Source organism: Blautia sp. Marseille-P3201T (genome assembly GCF_900120295.1).
Classification (GTDB): Bacteria; Bacillota; Clostridia; order Lachnospirales; family Lachnospiraceae; genus Blautia.
Window position 1 is genome coordinate 937552 of sequence record NZ_LT635470.1, and the last position, 16367, is coordinate 953918.

Annotated in this window: 15 protein-coding genes; 1 reads left to right on the forward strand and 14 read right to left on the reverse strand. The window is 37.7% G+C overall.

Features of this window, described 5'->3' with window-relative positions; all coding sequences use genetic code 11:
• Window positions 1-10: 10 nt before the first annotated feature.
• The 9 genes from murA to mraZ all read right to left on the reverse strand — a co-directional run bounded on the left by murA (window position 11) and on the right by mraZ (window position 10950).
• Window positions 11-1258, reverse strand: a complete 1248-nt coding sequence (gene murA / locus BQ7352_RS13045; RefSeq protein WP_072449612.1) for a UDP-N-acetylglucosamine 1-carboxyvinyltransferase — start codon at window positions 1256-1258, stop codon at window positions 11-13.
• A gap of 72 nt (window positions 1259-1330) precedes the next feature.
• Window positions 1331-2422 carry an FtsW/RodA/SpoVE family cell cycle protein gene (locus BQ7352_RS13050; protein ID WP_200791394.1) on the reverse strand — a complete coding sequence of 364 codons (1092 nt, stop codon included), beginning with the start codon at window positions 2420-2422 and terminating at the stop codon, window positions 1331-1333.
• A 200-nt stretch (window positions 2423-2622) separates the two neighbouring features.
• Complete coding sequence (gene murD, locus BQ7352_RS13055; protein WP_072449614.1) at window positions 2623-3996, reverse strand: UDP-N-acetylmuramoyl-L-alanine--D-glutamate ligase; 1374 nt, start codon at window positions 3994-3996, stop codon at window positions 2623-2625.
• Window positions 3997-3999: 3 nt separating this feature from the next.
• Entirely contained in the window at window positions 4000-4959 is a 960-nt protein-coding gene (mraY, locus tag BQ7352_RS13060; RefSeq protein WP_072449615.1) for a phospho-N-acetylmuramoyl-pentapeptide-transferase, read from the reverse strand.
• A 61-nt stretch (window positions 4960-5020) separates the two neighbouring features.
• Window positions 5021-6739: a peptidoglycan D,D-transpeptidase FtsI family protein gene (locus tag BQ7352_RS13065; RefSeq protein ID WP_072449868.1), complete on the reverse strand. Its 1719-nt coding sequence runs from the start codon at window positions 6737-6739 to the stop codon at window positions 5021-5023.
• A gap of 141 nt (window positions 6740-6880) precedes the next feature.
• Window positions 6881-9034 (reverse strand): peptidoglycan D,D-transpeptidase FtsI family protein, encoded by a 2154-nt coding sequence (locus tag BQ7352_RS13070; protein WP_242948587.1) that lies wholly within the window; start codon window positions 9032-9034, stop codon window positions 6881-6883.
• A 12-nt stretch (window positions 9035-9046) separates the two neighbouring features.
• Complete coding sequence (locus BQ7352_RS13075) at window positions 9047-9529, reverse strand: hypothetical protein (RefSeq protein ID WP_072449616.1); 483 nt, start codon at window positions 9527-9529, stop codon at window positions 9047-9049.
• 29 nt (window positions 9530-9558) lie between these two features.
• Window positions 9559-10500: a 16S rRNA (cytosine(1402)-N(4))-methyltransferase RsmH gene (gene rsmH, locus BQ7352_RS13080; protein WP_072449617.1), complete on the reverse strand. Its 942-nt coding sequence runs from the start codon at window positions 10498-10500 to the stop codon at window positions 9559-9561.
• Window positions 10501-10518: 18 nt separating this feature from the next.
• On the reverse strand, window positions 10519-10950 hold the full coding sequence (gene mraZ / locus BQ7352_RS13085; RefSeq protein ID WP_072449618.1) for a division/cell wall cluster transcriptional repressor MraZ: 432 nt from the start codon (window positions 10948-10950) through the stop codon (window positions 10519-10521).
• A 319-nt stretch (window positions 10951-11269) separates the two neighbouring features.
• On the opposite strand from mraZ, the gene BQ7352_RS13090 reads away from it, so the two are divergent.
• Complete coding sequence (locus BQ7352_RS13090) at window positions 11270-12118, forward strand: patatin-like phospholipase family protein (protein ID WP_072449619.1); 849 nt, start codon at window positions 11270-11272, stop codon at window positions 12116-12118.
• 333 nt (window positions 12119-12451) lie between these two features.
• Here BQ7352_RS13090 and BQ7352_RS13095 read toward each other — a convergent pair whose 3' ends face one another.
• From BQ7352_RS13095 to rpsB, 5 genes are all read right to left on the reverse strand, one after another.
• Window positions 12452-13360 (reverse strand): hypothetical protein, encoded by a 909-nt coding sequence (locus BQ7352_RS13095; RefSeq protein WP_072449620.1) that lies wholly within the window; start codon window positions 13358-13360, stop codon window positions 12452-12454.
• Window positions 13357-14142, reverse strand: coding sequence for a Fic/DOC family protein (locus BQ7352_RS13100; protein WP_072449621.1), 786 nt, complete (start codon window positions 14140-14142; stop codon window positions 13357-13359). The genes BQ7352_RS13095 and BQ7352_RS13100 overlap by 4 nt, the downstream gene beginning before the upstream one ends.
• A 10-nt stretch (window positions 14143-14152) precedes the next feature.
• A complete protein-coding gene (locus BQ7352_RS14670; RefSeq protein WP_200791385.1) occupies window positions 14153-14323 on the reverse strand; it encodes an antitoxin VbhA family protein in 171 nt (56 codons plus the stop codon).
• A 195-nt stretch (window positions 14324-14518) separates the two neighbouring features.
• Entirely contained in the window at window positions 14519-15457 is a 939-nt protein-coding gene (tsf, locus tag BQ7352_RS13105) for a translation elongation factor Ts (RefSeq protein WP_072449622.1), read from the reverse strand.
• 99 nt (window positions 15458-15556) lie between these two features.
• Window positions 15557-16297, reverse strand: a complete 741-nt coding sequence (gene rpsB, locus BQ7352_RS13110; RefSeq protein ID WP_072449870.1) for a 30S ribosomal protein S2 — start codon at window positions 16295-16297, stop codon at window positions 15557-15559.
• Between the last annotated feature and the right edge of the window lie 70 nt (window positions 16298-16367).

Below are 16367 nucleotides of genomic sequence, written 5' to 3' on the forward strand. Positions count from 1 at the left end.
TATTTCCCCTTTAGTCCCTATAAATCTGTGCGCCCAACATACATAAATCCCTGCAAATATCTTCGTATCCCCGCTCTATATAGCTGCAGTTTTTTACATAAGTTTCTCCCTTTGCCGCAAGCCCTGCAACCAAAAGCGCAGCTCCACCACGAAGTTCTGATGCTATTACTTCTGTTCCTGTTAATTCCCCCGGTAAAATCCTGGCTGTATTTCCTTCCATTTCAATTCTGGCTCCCATTGCCTGTAATTGGGGAACCGTTTTAAAACGATCTTCAAAAATATTTTCTGTAATTCTGCTTTCTCCTCTTGCCACAGTTAAAGCAGCCATAAAAACAGATTGTAAATCTGTGGGAAAGCCCGGATATACCTGCGTCTGCAAATTATCCAATGGTTTATCTGCATGAAAACTGCATAGAGTCAGTTTACCACTATTACAGGTGTATTGTCCACCCATTTTCTTATAGGCTAGAAGCACTGCCTCCATTTCTTCCACAGGTGCATCTAAAAGAACACACTGTCCTCTTGTAATAGCGCTGGCGCAAAGATAAGTTCCTGCTGCAATTCTATCCTTGGGAACCTGAAACACTACATCGTGAAGCTTTTCCACTCCGGTAACCATTAATCGAGAGGTTCCAATGCCTTCGATTTTCGCTCCCGCCTTTTTTAAAAATCTGCATAGCGTACAGACTTCCGGCTCTCTGGAACACCCTTCCAAAATCGTATCGCCTTTTGCCAGTACAGAGGCTAAGACTGCATTTTGTGTTGCTCCCACACTGACAAAAGGAAAATGTATTCTACTTCCTCTTAATCCCCTTGTCTTTGCAAAAATTTCTCCTTGTATCTCCGAAATTTCTGCTCCCATTTCTCTCAAAGCCTTCAAATGCAAATCAATGGGGCGTTTTCCTATGACGCATCCTCCGGGATGAGGCACTGCTCCTTCTTGAAACCTTCCTAAAAGACTTCCCAAAAGGATAATAGACGAGCGCATTTTTCGCCCTTGCTCCTCATCTACCTGGGTTTTGTCAATAAATTCTGTATTTATTTCCAATGTATGATTATTCCAGACAGTTTTCGCCCCTAAAAGCCGTAAAATTTCCTCCATCACAAAAACGTCTGCAATTTGGGGGCAATCATATAAAATAGTAGTTCCTTTATTTAAAAGTGCGGCAGCCATAAGTGGCAGTGCCGCATTTTTGGAACCCTGTATTTTTACTTCGCCGTTTAAAGGAACTCCGCCCACAACTTTTATTCCCTTCAAGCCATACACTCCTCTTTTTCGATTAAAAATTCTCTGATACTATATGCTATGCAAATGTTACATTTCTGTGCTTTATCCACTGTAACTATCCCTGCTTACAGCCAGGGCAAGCCCCATCTCTCCCAGTAAAAACAGCACAGAAGTCCCTCCATAACTTACAAAAGGCAAGGTAATTCCTGTATTTGGTATGGTATTCGTTACAACAGCAATATTTAAAATCACCTGCATGGCAATATGCCCCATTATTCCCGCTGCCAACAGTTCACCACACAAATCGCGGGCGTGAGTAGCAATTACCATCAGCCTCCATATTAAAATGGCAAATAAAAAAATCAGGAACCATGAGCCTGCCAGCCCTGTTTCCTCACATATAATTGAAAAAATCATATCATTTTGTGCTTCAGGGACAAACCCCAGCTTTTGCAGACTGCTTCCCAGCCCCTTCCCAAAAATCCCCCCACTTCCAATGGCATACAAACCTTGAATCGTCTGAAAACCCTTTTCATAAGCTTCCGGATTTCGCCAGATTGCCAGCCTTTCCAAACGATAACTTGCCATACTCAAAAAAATACCGATAAATATAATCCCTGCTGCTCCAATTCCAATAAATGGCAGATACCTTGGATTAGAAACAAAAATTAAAATCACACCAATTCCCAGAATGATAATTGCTGTACTCAAGTTATTAGTTCCCACCAACCCCACAATAGGCAGGAGAATTGCCATAGTTCTTATCATATACCCAATTCCCTGTTTCTTTTCATCTGTTCTTATTAAAATAAACGTCAAAAGTAAAATCACTGCCACTTTTGCAAATTCCGAAGGCTGAAAAGAGAGGGGGCCAATAGATAACCAGCGTTTTGAACCGTTATATTCATCTCCGAACAATAAGACTGCCAGCGATAAAAGCAGAGAAATCACATAAAAAAAAGGTGCAAACCTTACTAACAGATGATAATCCATACAGGACACCAAATACATGCCCATAAGTCCCAAAGACGTAGCAAATAGCTGCTTCTTAAAATAATACGCAGAGTCATGAAATTTCACCCTTCCATTATACGCACTGGTGCTGTAAAGAAAGACTAAACCAACGACTACCAAAATCAAAATCAAACATAAGAGGATTTTATCAAAGTCTTTTTCCTTACTCTTTTCTTCCATTGTCACTTGTTCCTCTTTCTTTTCCCGTTTCTTTAAATCTATGACATAATTACAACACACAGAACTGAAAAAGAAATGAGGTGCCGCAATTTGCTAACACCTCAACATCTTCTAATAATCAATTTACGCAGACCGTCTGCACGATTTCCGAAGCAAATGCCTCTGCCTTTTCATGAAATATAACTATGGGCAGGAACTTCTTATGCTTTCTTTAAAGCATATACATATTCTTTAAATTTATCGCCTCTTTGCTCATAGTTATCAAACTGTCCCCAGCTTGCACAAGCAGGTGATAGCAAAACAGCATCTCCCTCTTCTGCTTTTTGTGTACAGATTGAAACTGCTTCTTCTAAATTATCTGCTAAAATAGTATTCATAAATCCACATTTATGGGCTGCTTCCTGAATTTTTTCTCTTGTCTGCCCAATTAATACCAGATATTTTACTTTTCCGTCAAAGGATTGTATCCATTCTTCATAAGAGGACTCTTTGTCATAACCACCTCCGATTAAAAGCGTTGGACGGTTCATTGCCTGAATACCTTTGATTGCAGCATCCGGATTTGTCCCTTTTGAGTCGTTATAATATGCAATACCATTTACTTCATCTACAAACTCTATTCTGTGAGCTACTGCACGAAACTGCATTACCGCTTTATGGATTACTTCCACCGGAACACCTGCATAATATGCCATTGCAGAAGCTGCCATTACATTTTCATAATTGTGTTTTCCTAAAATTCTCAGCTCTCCTGTTTTTACAATTTCAAGAGTCTCTGTATCTGTTTTCAGACAGATAGCATCCCCATCTAAAAACGCACCTTTCTCCAGTTTTCTCTCACTGGAAAAAAATACTACCTGGGCAGGACATTTCTCACCAAAATCACGAAGCACTTCATCTTCATAATTTAAAACACAATAATCTTTTTTAGTCTGATTTGCTGTAATAAGCTCCTTTACACGGATGTATTCTTCCATTGTATGATGTCGGTTTAAGTGGTCTTCCGTAATGTTCAAAATAGCGGAAACCTTCGGAGCAAAGGTATCAATGGTCTCCAGCTGAAAACTGCTGATTTCTGCCACTGTGTAACTGTCCTCTGCCATGGAAAGAGCTGCTTCTGTATACGGATTTCCAATGTTTCCCACCACAAACACTGAATTCGCATAAGCCTTCATAATCTCTCCTAAAAGAGCAGTTGTGGTTGTTTTTCCATTGGTTCCTGTAATTGCCAGTACAGTTCCTGCACCCATCTGATATGCCAGTTCTATCTCGCCCCAGATAGGAATTCCTGCTGCTTTTATCTGCTCTACTGCCGGAATGTCCAGAGGAACGCCCGGACTCATTACTACTAAATCCAGACTTTTTAAAAGTTCTCTTGAAAGTTCTCCCAGCACAATCTCACATTTACTGTCAGCCGGAAGTTTTTTTCTGATTTCCTCTTTACAGAGCTTTTCATTGCCATCATAGAGAATGACTTCTGCCTGTACTTTTTCCAAAAGCTTTGCAGCGCCAATTCCGCTAATTCCGGTTCCAAACACTAATACTTTTTTTTCTGTCAAATTCTTTTTCTGCAATTTTTATACCCCCATCAATGCAATCAGACATAAAATCGCTGTAATAATTGAAAATACTGCTACAACTCTTGTCTCTGACCATCCACATAATTCAAAATGATGATGAATAGGAGCCATTTTAAAGAAACGCTTTCCATGTGTTGCTTTAAAATAGGTTACCTGTATCATTACAGAAAGCACTTCCACTACATAAATCAAACCTACAATTAAAAGGAATAACGGCATCTGCAGCATATACGCTGTACCTGCCACAAAACCTCCAAGCGCCAATGAACCGGTATCTCCCATAAAAATTTTCGCCGGATATACATTAAACAGTAAAAATCCCATTAAAGCACCTACAACTGCACAAGTGATAGGTTCAATACCACTCTTTGTCCCAATCGCAACTACAGAGAAAAAGGTAGCAACCATAATTGTCACAGAAGATGCAAGTCCGTCCAGCCCATCTGTAAAGTTTACTCCATTTACTGCACCAATCACTGCTACAAACAAAATAGGAATGGTCAAAATTCCAAAGTCTACTTCATGTCCCGGGAAAAATGGAATTTTCATTGCTAAACTTACATCCGTAAATTTCACTAAATAAAAAGCAAAAATTGCAGTTACCACAATCTGACATGCCATTTTCTGTGCCGGCATCAGTCCGTCAGAACGCTTCAGAACTACTTTTAAATAATCATCCAGAAAACCGATAATTCCAAATCCCAGTGTTAAAAATAAAACGGGGATAATCTTTGGATAATCTTTTACATAAAACAAGGAAGTCACTGTTGTAGAAAGCAGGAAAATAATCCCTCCCATAGTAGGCGTCCCTGCTTTCTTTAAGTGAGACTGCACACCTTCTACGCGCTCCGTCTGTCCCATTTTTAATTTTCTCAAATATGGGATGACAATAGGACCTAATATTACACTGATGGCAAAAGCCAATAGTACCGGTAAAGCCATTTTAAAATCTGTCATAGTACACCTCTTTAAATATGTATTTTTGCTCTTTCTAGTATAATGCTTTTTCGTCTATTTATCAACCTTCAATCCCCATATAAGGCAGTATATTCTCAAAAACTTCTTTTATAACCGGGGCTGCAATTGTTCCTCCATAATAAACTCCCTGTGGATTATGAATAACACAAATCCCCAAAATCTGCGGATTTTCTGCAGGCGTAAACCCTAAAAAAGAAGAAATATAACGATTGGCGCTTCTTGGAAGTGTCTGGGATGTTGCTGTTTTTCCCCCAATACTTCTCCCCTCAATAGCAGCGTTTTTCCCTGATCCTTCTGACACTACTTTTTCCAGAATGCTGCACACTTCTTTTGAAACTTCTTTTGAAACAATTCCCGGTTCTTCCTTGTATTTTAATTCTTTTATCAGATTTCCTTTCTCATCTACCACCTTTACTCCGAAATGGGGGTTAATCCTTCTTCCGCCATTAATAATGGAACTGACAGTTGTTGCCAGCTGAACAGGTGTAATCTGAAAGGACTGACCAAAAGAAATCGTTGCCAGCTCTACTTCACCAATATTTTCTTTTTTATGCATAATCGTAGCCGCCTCTCCCGGAAGGTCTATCCCAGTTTTTTTCAGCAATCCAAACTGTTGAAAATACCGATAATAATTATCAACTCCAAGGCGCAATCCTACTTCAATAAATACAGGGTTACAGGAATTCATGGCTCCCTGCACAAAATTTTCTGCCCCATGTCCTGTCCTTTTATGACAATGAATTCGCCTGTCCTCTACCACTTTAAAACCGGGACAGGAAAACTGGTCATCCGGATGCACGACTCCCTGAGAAAGTCCGGCTGCCATAGTTATAATCTTAAAAGTAGAACCCGGCTCGTAAGTATCATTAATGGTCAGATTTCTCCACATCTGATTACAGGCATCCTGCTTCTCTTTTTCTGTCATTCCTGTGGTATCTGTATTTAGCTGAAAAGGCTCATTTAAATTAAATTCCGGCACATTGGCATTTGCATAAATTTCTCCATTTTGAGGATTTAAAAGTAAAATCGACACAGCATCCGCCTGTTTCTGCTCCATGACTTTTTCTGCTGCCTGCTGCGCATACATCTGAATGTTTTTGTCCAGACTCAGGCACAAATCGTAGCCCGGCACAGGTTCTACACGGCTCTCCCCCAGCTCTGACAATTCAATACCTCTGGCATCAGTAGTAGTGAGAATTTTCCCATTAATCCCTTTTAGAACCTCCTCATACATAACCTCTAATCCAATAATTCCCTGATTATCTCCTCCTGTAAACCCTAAAACTTTTGAAGCCAGTTCATTATAAGGATAGCTGCGTTTAAAATCTTCATCTACTTTTACCCCTTCTAATCCGTAGCTTCGTATTTTATCTCCTGTCTTTTTATTCACATTTGTTTTTACTCTTTCTATAGAAGAAACTGTCTTCACTCGCTTTTGAGCCTCTTCCACAGAAATTCCCAGCTCTTTATGAAGCATTTCCACTACCTTTTCCGGTTCCTTTATCTGACTGTGAATAACAGAAATTGTGCAGACCGCTTTATTATCCGCCAGAATTTCTCCTTTACAATCTAAAATACGCCCTCTGGCAGCCTTAATGTCTCGTTCTCTTTCATGAAGCTGCTCTGCTTTCTTAGCATAATAATCCGACTGAATAACCATCAAATACACCATTCGCCCCATAAGACCTGCTAAAAGAAAAATACATACAGCAAAGACCAATACTGTTTTCTTTTTATGATACGTTCTGTTTTTCCTCATAATTCTGCCCTTTTCCATTATCCTTACACTATATGTTTTCTCTTTTTTCTATATGAAAAAATAAAAAAACGTATTTCAGAAATATTGATACATCTCCCAACTGCATGTTAAGGGAAAATGTATCAATATCCTAAAATACGTTTATCTTCGGATGTCATCCTCCAGTTCTTCCATTCCGTAAGGATCATCCTCATACTCCGGATCATCTTCTTCTATTCCGGCATCTTCATTTGTAATTCCGTCAGAATATTCGTTATTCTTCTCTACATCCTGAGGATCTCCATCTCCAAATCCCTGATCTAAAATTGTTCCATAAGGATTAGAAACACCGTCTTTCTCAATATCTGTAAGCTTTGGCACTCCGTAAAAACCTTCCCATAAAACAGTTTCTTCTGTTGTAGGTTCATCCATATAAATATTCATGTAAGGAAGAACTTCTGATAAAATTGCCTGAGCCAGAAACTGTGGGTAGGAACTGGATGCCTGGTCCTCTACATTTGGGGTATCCACAACTACATAAATCAGCACTTCCGGATTATCCAGCGGGGCAAATCCAATAAAAGAAACAAGGTAATTTCCTTTTTCTTTCTCATTCAGCTTTTCTGCTGTTCCTGTTTTTCCCCCCATAGAATAACCGTTTACCTTAGACTTTTTACTGGTACCATCTGTTACACTCATCCCCATATATTCTCGGATATCCGCAGAAACTTCCTCAGATATTGGTTGCTTTAAAACATTAGGCTGAATACTCTTTATCACTTTTCCATCTTCATCTGTAATCTCTTTTACAAGATGAGGCTGATAGTAAATTCCTCCGTTAATGGCAGCAGCCATAGCGGAAATCTCCTGTATCATTGTACAGTTAAATCCCTGACCAAAAGCTGAAGTCGATAACTCCATCTCATACATATTATCTTCTGTAAATAAAAGACCTGTTTCTTCATTAGGCAAATCAATACCTGTTCTGGTTCCAAAATTAAATCGCTGCTGATACTCTAAAAATCTTGCAGCCCCCATTTTCCTTCCAATGGCCATCATGCCGTCATTACAGGAATTTTGGATTACTTCTCCAAGGCTTTCCGCACCGTGGCTGTCCGGATAAACAGCACAGCGCACAAAATCTTCGCCGATTTCTTCGCCTCCATCACACATAAAACGGCTGTTTTCTGTAATTGCTCCTGACTCTAAAGCCCCGGCCACTACAATAGGTTTTACTGTAGAACCTGGCTCAAAGTTCTGGCTGACACAGTAGTTTTTCCACATATTAAACAAAGCATCTTTGGTCTGTTCATCATCCATAGCTTCAATTTCTTTGTCTGTATAACTTCCTGTTAAATCTCTGGGATTATTTAAATCATAAGTTCCTGAACTTGCCATAGCCAGAATTTCCCCGTTATTGGGATTTTCTACAATAACAGCAATGTTTTCTGCACCTTTTTTCTTTGCATCTTTTTTATTATTCGGTCCTGCTGACAAGGCACGATCAAAGGCTGTAATATACTTTTCTACAATACTTTGAATAGTGGCATCCAGTGTGGTTGTAAGATTTTTACCATTTACTGCCTCTACAATGGTCTGCTCCAGAGAAGCATTTTCATCTAAATATCCAAATTTTCGTCCGTTACTTCCATTTAAGGTACTGTTATAATATCCCTCAAGCCCCCATGTTGCAGTATTTCCCGCGTCTGTAAAACCGATTACATCGCATGCCAGGCTATCTAAAGGATATACACGTTTATAGGTGTCTTCAAAATAAATTCCTTTCACATTTTGACGCCTTTTTATTTCATCCTCTCCCAGTGTCTTTCTGGTTTCTTCATCATCCGGCACTTTATTGGCTTCTTCAAAGCTTTTTTTCTCTTCCATAGTAATTTCTTTTTTCAAAATCTGATACTGGCTATCCTTTGTTTCTTCATTTTCCAAAAGATTTTCAATTTCACTATTTTCAATTCCAAAAGCCGTTTCCAACGCTTCCTTTACAGGTTCTTTATAAGTTTCATGTCCATTTACTTCTTTACAGTCTAAAATAAGATTATAGACTTTTACACTATTTGCCAGCATGGTTCCGTTTCTGTCTGTGATACTGCCTCGTTTAAAGGGTAATGTTTTATTGGTATACTGCTGCTGTGACTGAGAAAGTACCTGCTGCGTATACTTATTCCCGAATTTTGCATTGATAACGGTAATTCCTACCAATAAACTGACTAAAGCCAGCAGAGCTATTCCAAATACCCCCGCCAGCTTTAATTTCATCTTTTTTGTAAGTTTTCTTTTTTGAGACTCTTGTTTATTCAATCTTCCACCTGCTTATTTTTCCGGTACATCTTGATACTGCCGCACATAGTTGTTATTTCCCGGTGTATAATATTTAATCTGTTCTTCTGTTGCATACTGCATACCCAGTTCATTAATCGCTCTGTCTTTAATCTCATTTAAGTCTACGTTTGTCATTACATCACTGTAATATGCATCATTTTCAGCTTTCAGTTCATTTAACTGAAGTTCCATTTCTGCTACTGCACTGCGCTTTGCTGTTAATTCTGCAGTCAGTTTAATATAATGCACACAGGCACCTGTAGCCAAAGCACAAATCAAAGAAAGAAATACCATATATCCCCGTCCCATATTTGTACTTTTCACCCGGTTCTTTTGTGCAGTCCTGCTTAGTTTCTTCTTTGGCTGACTAGGTACCTCATCTAAACGGCGGGCTGCATTTCCATCTTCAAAATAGACTCCGCGCCTTTGCACTTTTCTGTTGTTATATTCATTTCGGTTCCTTGTACTTGCCATGAAACTCTCCCCTTGTCAGGTCATTTTACTTACTGCTTTACTCTTTCAAACACTCTCAGTTTTGCACTTTTTGAGCGTTTATTCATTTCCAGTTCTTCTTCACTTGGAAGAATGGGTTTCCTTGTAATCACTTTTCCTTTGGATTTATTCCCACATACACATACAGGAAATCCCGGAGGACATGTACAAGGATTTTCATTTCTTTTAAAAATCGTTTTTACAATACGATCTTCTAAAGAGTGGAAGGTAATAATACAAATTCTTCCTTCATCATTTAACAATTCAATCATATCATCCAGAGAATTTCTTAATACGTCCAATTCCTGATTTAACTCAATTCGAATTGCCTGAAAAGTTTTCTTCGCCGGATGACCGCCTACTGCTCTCATCTTCATGGGAATTGCACGTTTAATAATCTCAATCAATTCACCTGTTGTTTCTATTTCTTTTTCCTGTCTTGCCATGCATATATGTTTCGCAATATTCTTTGCAAACTTGTCCTCGCCATAATCACGGATAATGCGGTAAAGTTCATTTTCACTGTACTCATTCACAATATTCTTAGCTGTACGAGGATTTCTCTGATCCATACGCATATCAAGGGGGACATCTTCTCTGTAAGTAAAGCCGCGCTCACTATTGTCCAACTGATAAGAAGATACCCCTAAATCTAAAACAATTCCATCAACTGATGTAATTCCTATCTTTTGTAATTCTCTTTTCATGTTGCAATAATTGCTGCGGATAATCGTTACCTGTTCTTTAAACTCCTGTAACCTATTTCCCGCAGCATTTATTGCTGCTTCATCTTGATCTATACCTATCAAGCTCCCCTTGGCAGATAACTGCTGACATATCGCATAAGAATGTCCGCCGCCTCCCAGTGTTCCATCAACATAAATTCCGTCAGGTTTTACCTTCAAGTTCTCTATGGTTTCTTCCAGTAATACGGATTGGTGTTTAAATTCCATTTTTCTCTCCTAGCATACTTAGATAACAATACCCATACTCTGCATACCTTCTGCAATGGCATCCATGTCTTCGTAATTGCTGTTTTCCAACCACTTCTCCTTACTCCAGACTTCGATTCTTGTAAGATTTCCAGTTAATACCACATCTTTGTTCAGACCAGCAAATTCTCGCAACGTTCCCGGTACAAGTATTCTCCCCTGCTTGTCCAATTCACACATGGTAGCACTGGCTACAAAGAAACGTAAGAAGGCTCTTGCATTTTTATCATTAAGTGGTAAAGCTTTCAGCTTTTCTTCAAAGGCTTTCCATTCATCATTGGGGTAGATAGACAAACAACCATCTAATCCTTTGGTAAGTACGAATTCTTCTCCCAGCTCTTCTCTGAACTTAGCCGGAATAATCATTCTTCCTTTTGCATCAATTGTATGACTATACTCTCCCATGAACATATGAACGTCACCTTCTTTCGTGAGAACTGTAAATCTCCCCTTTACAATTCTCCATGGCACCTAACAGGTACTTCTGCCACCAGCCACCCATTTAGCACCACTTTTCACCACTTTCTACCACTTATACGTCCATTCTATACTAATCCTATAAATTATGCAAGGGGAAACATATATTCTTTTTCGTTTTTTTCACTTAATTTTAGAGGATTTTTCGTATAAAATCCTAATTTTTTCCATTTAAGGTTTTAAAACTATTGCTTTACAATTCTTAAAAGTATAAAATTAGAAATCAAAAGAAGCAAGAAGGAGCTGAACAACTATGACAACCGGATTACTGCTGGAAGGTGGGGCTATGAGAGGATTGTACACCGCCGGTGTACTGGATGTATTTATGCAAAATCACATTTCCATAGACACTATAATCGGCGTTTCTGCCGGAGCTTTATTTGGAATGAATTACAAATCAAAACAAATGGGACGGGTTTTGAGATATAATAAAAGATTTGCCTCCAGCAAAAATTACATGGGGTTTCACTCACTGATTACCACAGGAAATATTATGAATAAGGATTTCTGTTTTAATAAAATTGTCAACGACTTAGACCCTGTTGATTTTGAAACCTATCAAAACGGAAAAGAAGATTTTTACGCAGTAGTAACGAATATGACAACCGGCAAAGCAGAATATATAAAAATTGATGATTTGAAAAAGGAAGACCAGATAGAATATCTGCGTGCATCCGGTTCTATGCCGTTTTTGTCAAAGCCTGTGATTGTACACGGTAAGAGTTACTTAGACGGCGGCATATCTGACAGTATTCCTATTGAGAAGCTTATGGATATGGGATGCAATAAAAATATTGTGGTTCTTACAAGACCGGAGGACTACCGAAAAAAGAAAAGTAATGCACTCTTTCCAAAAATTTATTATCGGAAATATCCGTATCTGACAGAAGCAATCAATAATCGCTATCGAATATATAATCAGCAGTTGGATATGGTAAAGGATTTGGAAGCTGCGGGGAAAATCTTTGTGCTGAAACCCTCCAGATTTGTAGATATCAAACGTATTGAAAGAGATTTGGAGAAAATTCAGGAAATGTATGATTTGGGGCAGGAAGATGCTACGAAAAAAATGGATGCGTTGGATGTGTATTTGAAAGTTTGAATTTCTTCTTATTTTTTATTGAATTCTCTTGTTGTCTATTTAATACGAAAGTTATATTTGCCATTATACTTTACCGTGATAAAGCAAGCATTGTAATAACGCATAATTAAAAAAAGGTATCGCAGAACCGGCTATGACAACTCTGAAAACTCAAGACACAGAACATCCAAAATATGTCTCTATGCCAGAGGGCCAATAACATTACAGAAGAACTTTCTGTTTCTCCGGTAATGTTATGTCCTTTGTGACTACTAGTAAGTTTTTTAATACTTATACCAAAATCTTGTACGCTCCTCTATCAAAATCTATTACAAACAATATATAACTCTAAATTTAAACATTTATATAATATTGGCGATATATGTTACATTCTTTTCCCATTCCATATTGTCCTTCTATTTCGTATTCTTCTACTTCATCATGATAAGTCAATATTTTATATTCAAGCATCATTTCAACATATACCCATAAGTCGTCAAACTTATTTCCCTGATACTCATTAAAAACACAGGCAATGCTATCTGCAATATCGTATGCAGACTCCTCTTCACTATTCAGGAAAATTTCACATTCTAATTGTTCTTTAAGCTGCTTAACAAATTTCGCATTTCTCACAGCTTCCTTATATATAAAATCATTCAGTACCTGTCTATCAAATTGTAATTTTGTATACTCCCATCTTTCACCACTTCCCCAAAATGGTAATAGTGAATAAAAATGCAGAATATCATAAAATGTTATCATAAAATTATGAAGTTGCTGAAATTCGTTCTCTGTAAGGAATGTATCTTTATCAATAAAAAAGTGCGTCTCATTATTTCTCAACTTATTCAGTAATGTCAAATCGTCTTTTACAGATATCCCACTATTTTCTTCATAATATTCCCTAAATAACTCTTTTGTGATATCAATCATTTTATTAAATTCTATTGAAAAAAATTTTTTCATAGTTTCTTTATCCAAACTACTAAAATAATCATTTAAATTTGTAGAATTGTAAAAGTCTCTCGCTGGAAATCCATCTGAATTGCATCCATTTTTTAATTGTATCACACGATAATCTACATTATTTAGCATTAACTGTTTCAAAAATAATTCCACAGCATTATGAAGTGCCGATACAAAATGTTTACGATATTCCAAGGTTGCCTTTCCCTCTAAAATATAGTCACAATATCTAATTGACATTGCCCATGCCTCAAGAGCATTGTTCTGTAATATTTGATTTTTTATATAAGTCATTTTTTCATTTCCTCATTTTGCGATAAGTATAATCTAACATCTGCTTTTTTGTGTTCGTATCTCTCTAAACGGTTCCAATATACAATTTTACGAATTTGGCTTTCCGTCACTATAAATCCGGCTTCTTTTATTACATCTGAAACTCTTTGTTTCATCTCCTGACCTCTTTCCAAAGCATCCAAAACTATCTTCTCTAAATACTCAGGCTTTCTCTTATCTCCTAAATCTGAAAATGTTGCACTTGCAGCAACTAAAGCTGTTCTCACATATTGTGCATTATCTTTGAACAAATCACTATCTATATAAAGTCCTTTGCTCTCTATAAACTGACTGCAAAATGTAATGACTGTACGTGTGTTTCCTTCTCGATATGGGTGTACTTTCCAAAGTTCAGCCAAGTATCTTGAAAATGTCACTGCCGCCTCCTCAATTGATATTTTATCCCAAATGCAATGCTCCATTCTATCTAAAATAATTTTTGTATCTTTTTCGATATCAAAGCAATCTGAATATTCTATGGAAATGCCCCCTAACGCCGGTTCCGATTTTTCAATATTAATGACTCTTACCTTTCCTGCCCATTCATAGACATCTTGAAAAATATAATAATGAACATCACAAAGCGCTGCAAAATCAAAACGACTTGCAAATTCCTTTGTTACAAGTTCTGCAAGTCGTACACTGGTATATTCTGCTTCCATACAAGATAATTCTTTCTCGTCTTGTATATTTGCTAAATTTTTCAAAATATTCGTATGCGGATACACATAAGGATCCTTCATAAGAACACCTCTATTTCTTCATTTTATATTTTTTATCTAAAACTTTCTTTATATCATCTGTGGTCATTTCTCCACGCTTTTCTTTTGCAATTAAATTTTTGAACTCCGGAGACGGTTCTAAGCCATCTACTTTAATCATTCCGAGAGCATACTCCCATTTTTTATCTGCACTTACTAACATAATACCGCACTCCTTTCCATACTATCTTTATTTTCATCATTATATCATATTTTATTGGTAAAATCCATACGATTGCTATACCTAATTATTACTGAATTTTTTGCACTTTTCTTCTAGTGTCATTTTATGCAAAAACCCCTTGTAAATGTATTATTTACAAGGGGTGGTTCTTAAATATTTGACATGAAGTTCAGATTAGTTTCCCATCTGTGCAGCAACTTCAGCAGCGAAATCTTCCTGTTTCTTTTCAATTCCTTCGCCTGTCTCAAAACGAACAAATCCTTTTACAGTAATTTTAGCACCGTTAGCTTTTGCAACTTCTTCTACATATTTAGCTACGTTCTGTTTTCCGTCTTCAGCTTTTACATAAACCTGATCTAACAGACAGATTTCTTTTAATTCTTTGTTGATACGTCCGCTAATCATTCCCTGAATAACTTTTTCCGGTTTCTGGGACTCTTTTGGGTCGTTCATAATCTGAGCAAGAAGAATTTCTTTTTCATGTGCAATATATTCTTCACTTACTTCAGAGCTGTTTGTATACTGTGGTTTTAAAGCAGCAATCTGCATTGCTACGTTTCTAGCCATTTCTCTTACTGCATCATTTACAACGTCTGTTTCAACATCAACTAAAACGCCGATTTTACCGCCCATGTGTGTATAGGAAGCGATAAATCCGTTTTCTTCAGATGCTTTCGCAAATCTTCTGATGTTCATGTTTTCACCGATAACAGCGATCTGTGCTGCTAAAGCTTCATTTACAGTTTTTGTTGTATCAAATTTCCATGGAGAAGCAAGGAATTCTTCTGTTGTAGCTGCTTCTGTTTCCATAGCTGCTTCTGCAACCTGAGCCACATATCCCTGGAATACATCGTTCTTAGCAACGAAGTCTGTTTCTGCATTTACTTCAACAACAACTGCGTGTTTTTCATCTGCGGAAACTAAAGTCTGGCAAAGACCTTCTGCTGCAATACGTCCAGCTTTTTTCTGAGCTGTTGCAAGACCTTTTTCTCTTAAAAATTCAACTGCTTTATCCATATCGCCTTCTGTTGCTGTAAGAGCTTTCTTACAGTCCATCATACCAGCGCCTGTCATTTCTCTTAATTCTTTTACCATTCCTGCTGTAATAGCCATTTTAAATTCCTCCTGTATAATACCTTTTATACGGAATGAGGCTGTCATATAAAACCAGATTTTATACGACAGCTTCATTTATTCCTTTTTGAATAAAGATTACTCTTCTACAACTTCTTCTGTTTCTTCTACGAAGATTTCTTCAGCATCAGTAGCTTCGCCCTGGTTTGCTTCGATAACAGCGTCAGCCATTTTAGAAACGATTAATTTAACAGCTCTGATAGCATCATCGTTTCCTGGGATTACATAATCTAATTCTTCTGGATCACAGTTTGTATCAGCGATACCAATTAACGGAATACCTAATGTATGAGCTTCCTGTACACAGATTCTTTCTTTCTTAGGATCTACGATAAAGATAGCATCTGGAAGTTTTTTCATTTCTTTAATTCCGCCAAGGTTTTTCTGTAATTTTTCCAGTTCTTTTTTCAGGTTGATTACTTCTTTCTTAGGCAGAACATCAAATGTTCCATCAGCTTCCATAGCTTCGATTTCTTTTAATCTTGCAATTCTGCTCTGGATTGTCTTGAAGTTAGTAAGCATACCGCCTAACCATCTTTCATTTACATAGAACATTCCACATCTTTCAGCTTCTGTTTTGATAGCATCCTGAGCCTGTTTCTTTGTTCCTACGAACAGGATTGTGCCGCCTTCTGCAGCGATGTCAGCGATTGCTTTGTATGCATCGTCAACCATTCCTACAGATTTCTGTAAGTCGATGATGTAGATACCATTTCTTTCTGTGTAGATGTATGGTGCCATTTTAGGGTTCCATCTTCTTGTCTGATGTCCGAAATGAACACCTGCTTCAAGTAACTGTTTCATTGAAATAACGCTCATTTTTTTCTCTCCTTTGGTTTTGTCTTCCACCTGCTTCTGCTCCTCCGGGACTTTTTAAGCACCCCCCGTT

What these genes read in the sequence shown, in the direction of transcription:
- BQ7352_RS13050 (WP_200791394.1), bottom strand. Translation starts at nt 2,422, where the DNA reads ATGGAAGAAAAGAGTAAGGAAAAAGACTTTGATAAAATCCTCTTATGT.
- mraY (WP_072449615.1), bottom strand. Translation starts at nt 4,959, where the DNA reads ATGACAGATTTTAAAATGGCTTTACCGGTACTATTGGCTTTTGCCATC.
- BQ7352_RS13065 (WP_072449868.1), bottom strand. Translation starts at nt 6,739, where the DNA reads ATGAGGAAAAACAGAACGTATCATAAAAAGAAAACAGTATTGGTCTTT.
- BQ7352_RS13075 (WP_072449616.1), bottom strand. Translation starts at nt 9,529, where the DNA reads ATGGCAAGTACAAGGAACCGAAATGAATATAACAACAGAAAAGTGCAA.
- rsmH (WP_072449617.1), bottom strand. Translation starts at nt 10,500, where the DNA reads ATGGAATTTAAACACCAATCCGTATTACTGGAAGAAACCATAGAGAAC.
- mraZ (WP_072449618.1), bottom strand. Translation starts at nt 10,950, where the DNA reads ATGTTCATGGGAGAGTATAGTCATACAATTGATGCAAAAGGAAGAATG.
- BQ7352_RS13090 (WP_072449619.1), top strand. Translation starts at nt 11,270, where the DNA reads ATGACAACCGGATTACTGCTGGAAGGTGGGGCTATGAGAGGATTGTAC.
- BQ7352_RS13095 (WP_072449620.1), bottom strand. Translation starts at nt 13,360, where the DNA reads ATGACTTATATAAAAAATCAAATATTACAGAACAATGCTCTTGAGGCA.
- BQ7352_RS13100 (WP_072449621.1), bottom strand. Translation starts at nt 14,142, where the DNA reads ATGAAGGATCCTTATGTGTATCCGCATACGAATATTTTGAAAAATTTA.
- BQ7352_RS14670 (WP_200791385.1), bottom strand. Translation starts at nt 14,323, where the DNA reads ATGTTAGTAAGTGCAGATAAAAAATGGGAGTATGCTCTCGGAATGATT.
- tsf (WP_072449622.1), bottom strand. Translation starts at nt 15,457, where the DNA reads ATGGCTATTACAGCAGGAATGGTAAAAGAATTAAGAGAAATGACAGGC.
- rpsB (WP_072449870.1), bottom strand. Translation starts at nt 16,297, where the DNA reads ATGAGCGTTATTTCAATGAAACAGTTACTTGAAGCAGGTGTTCATTTC.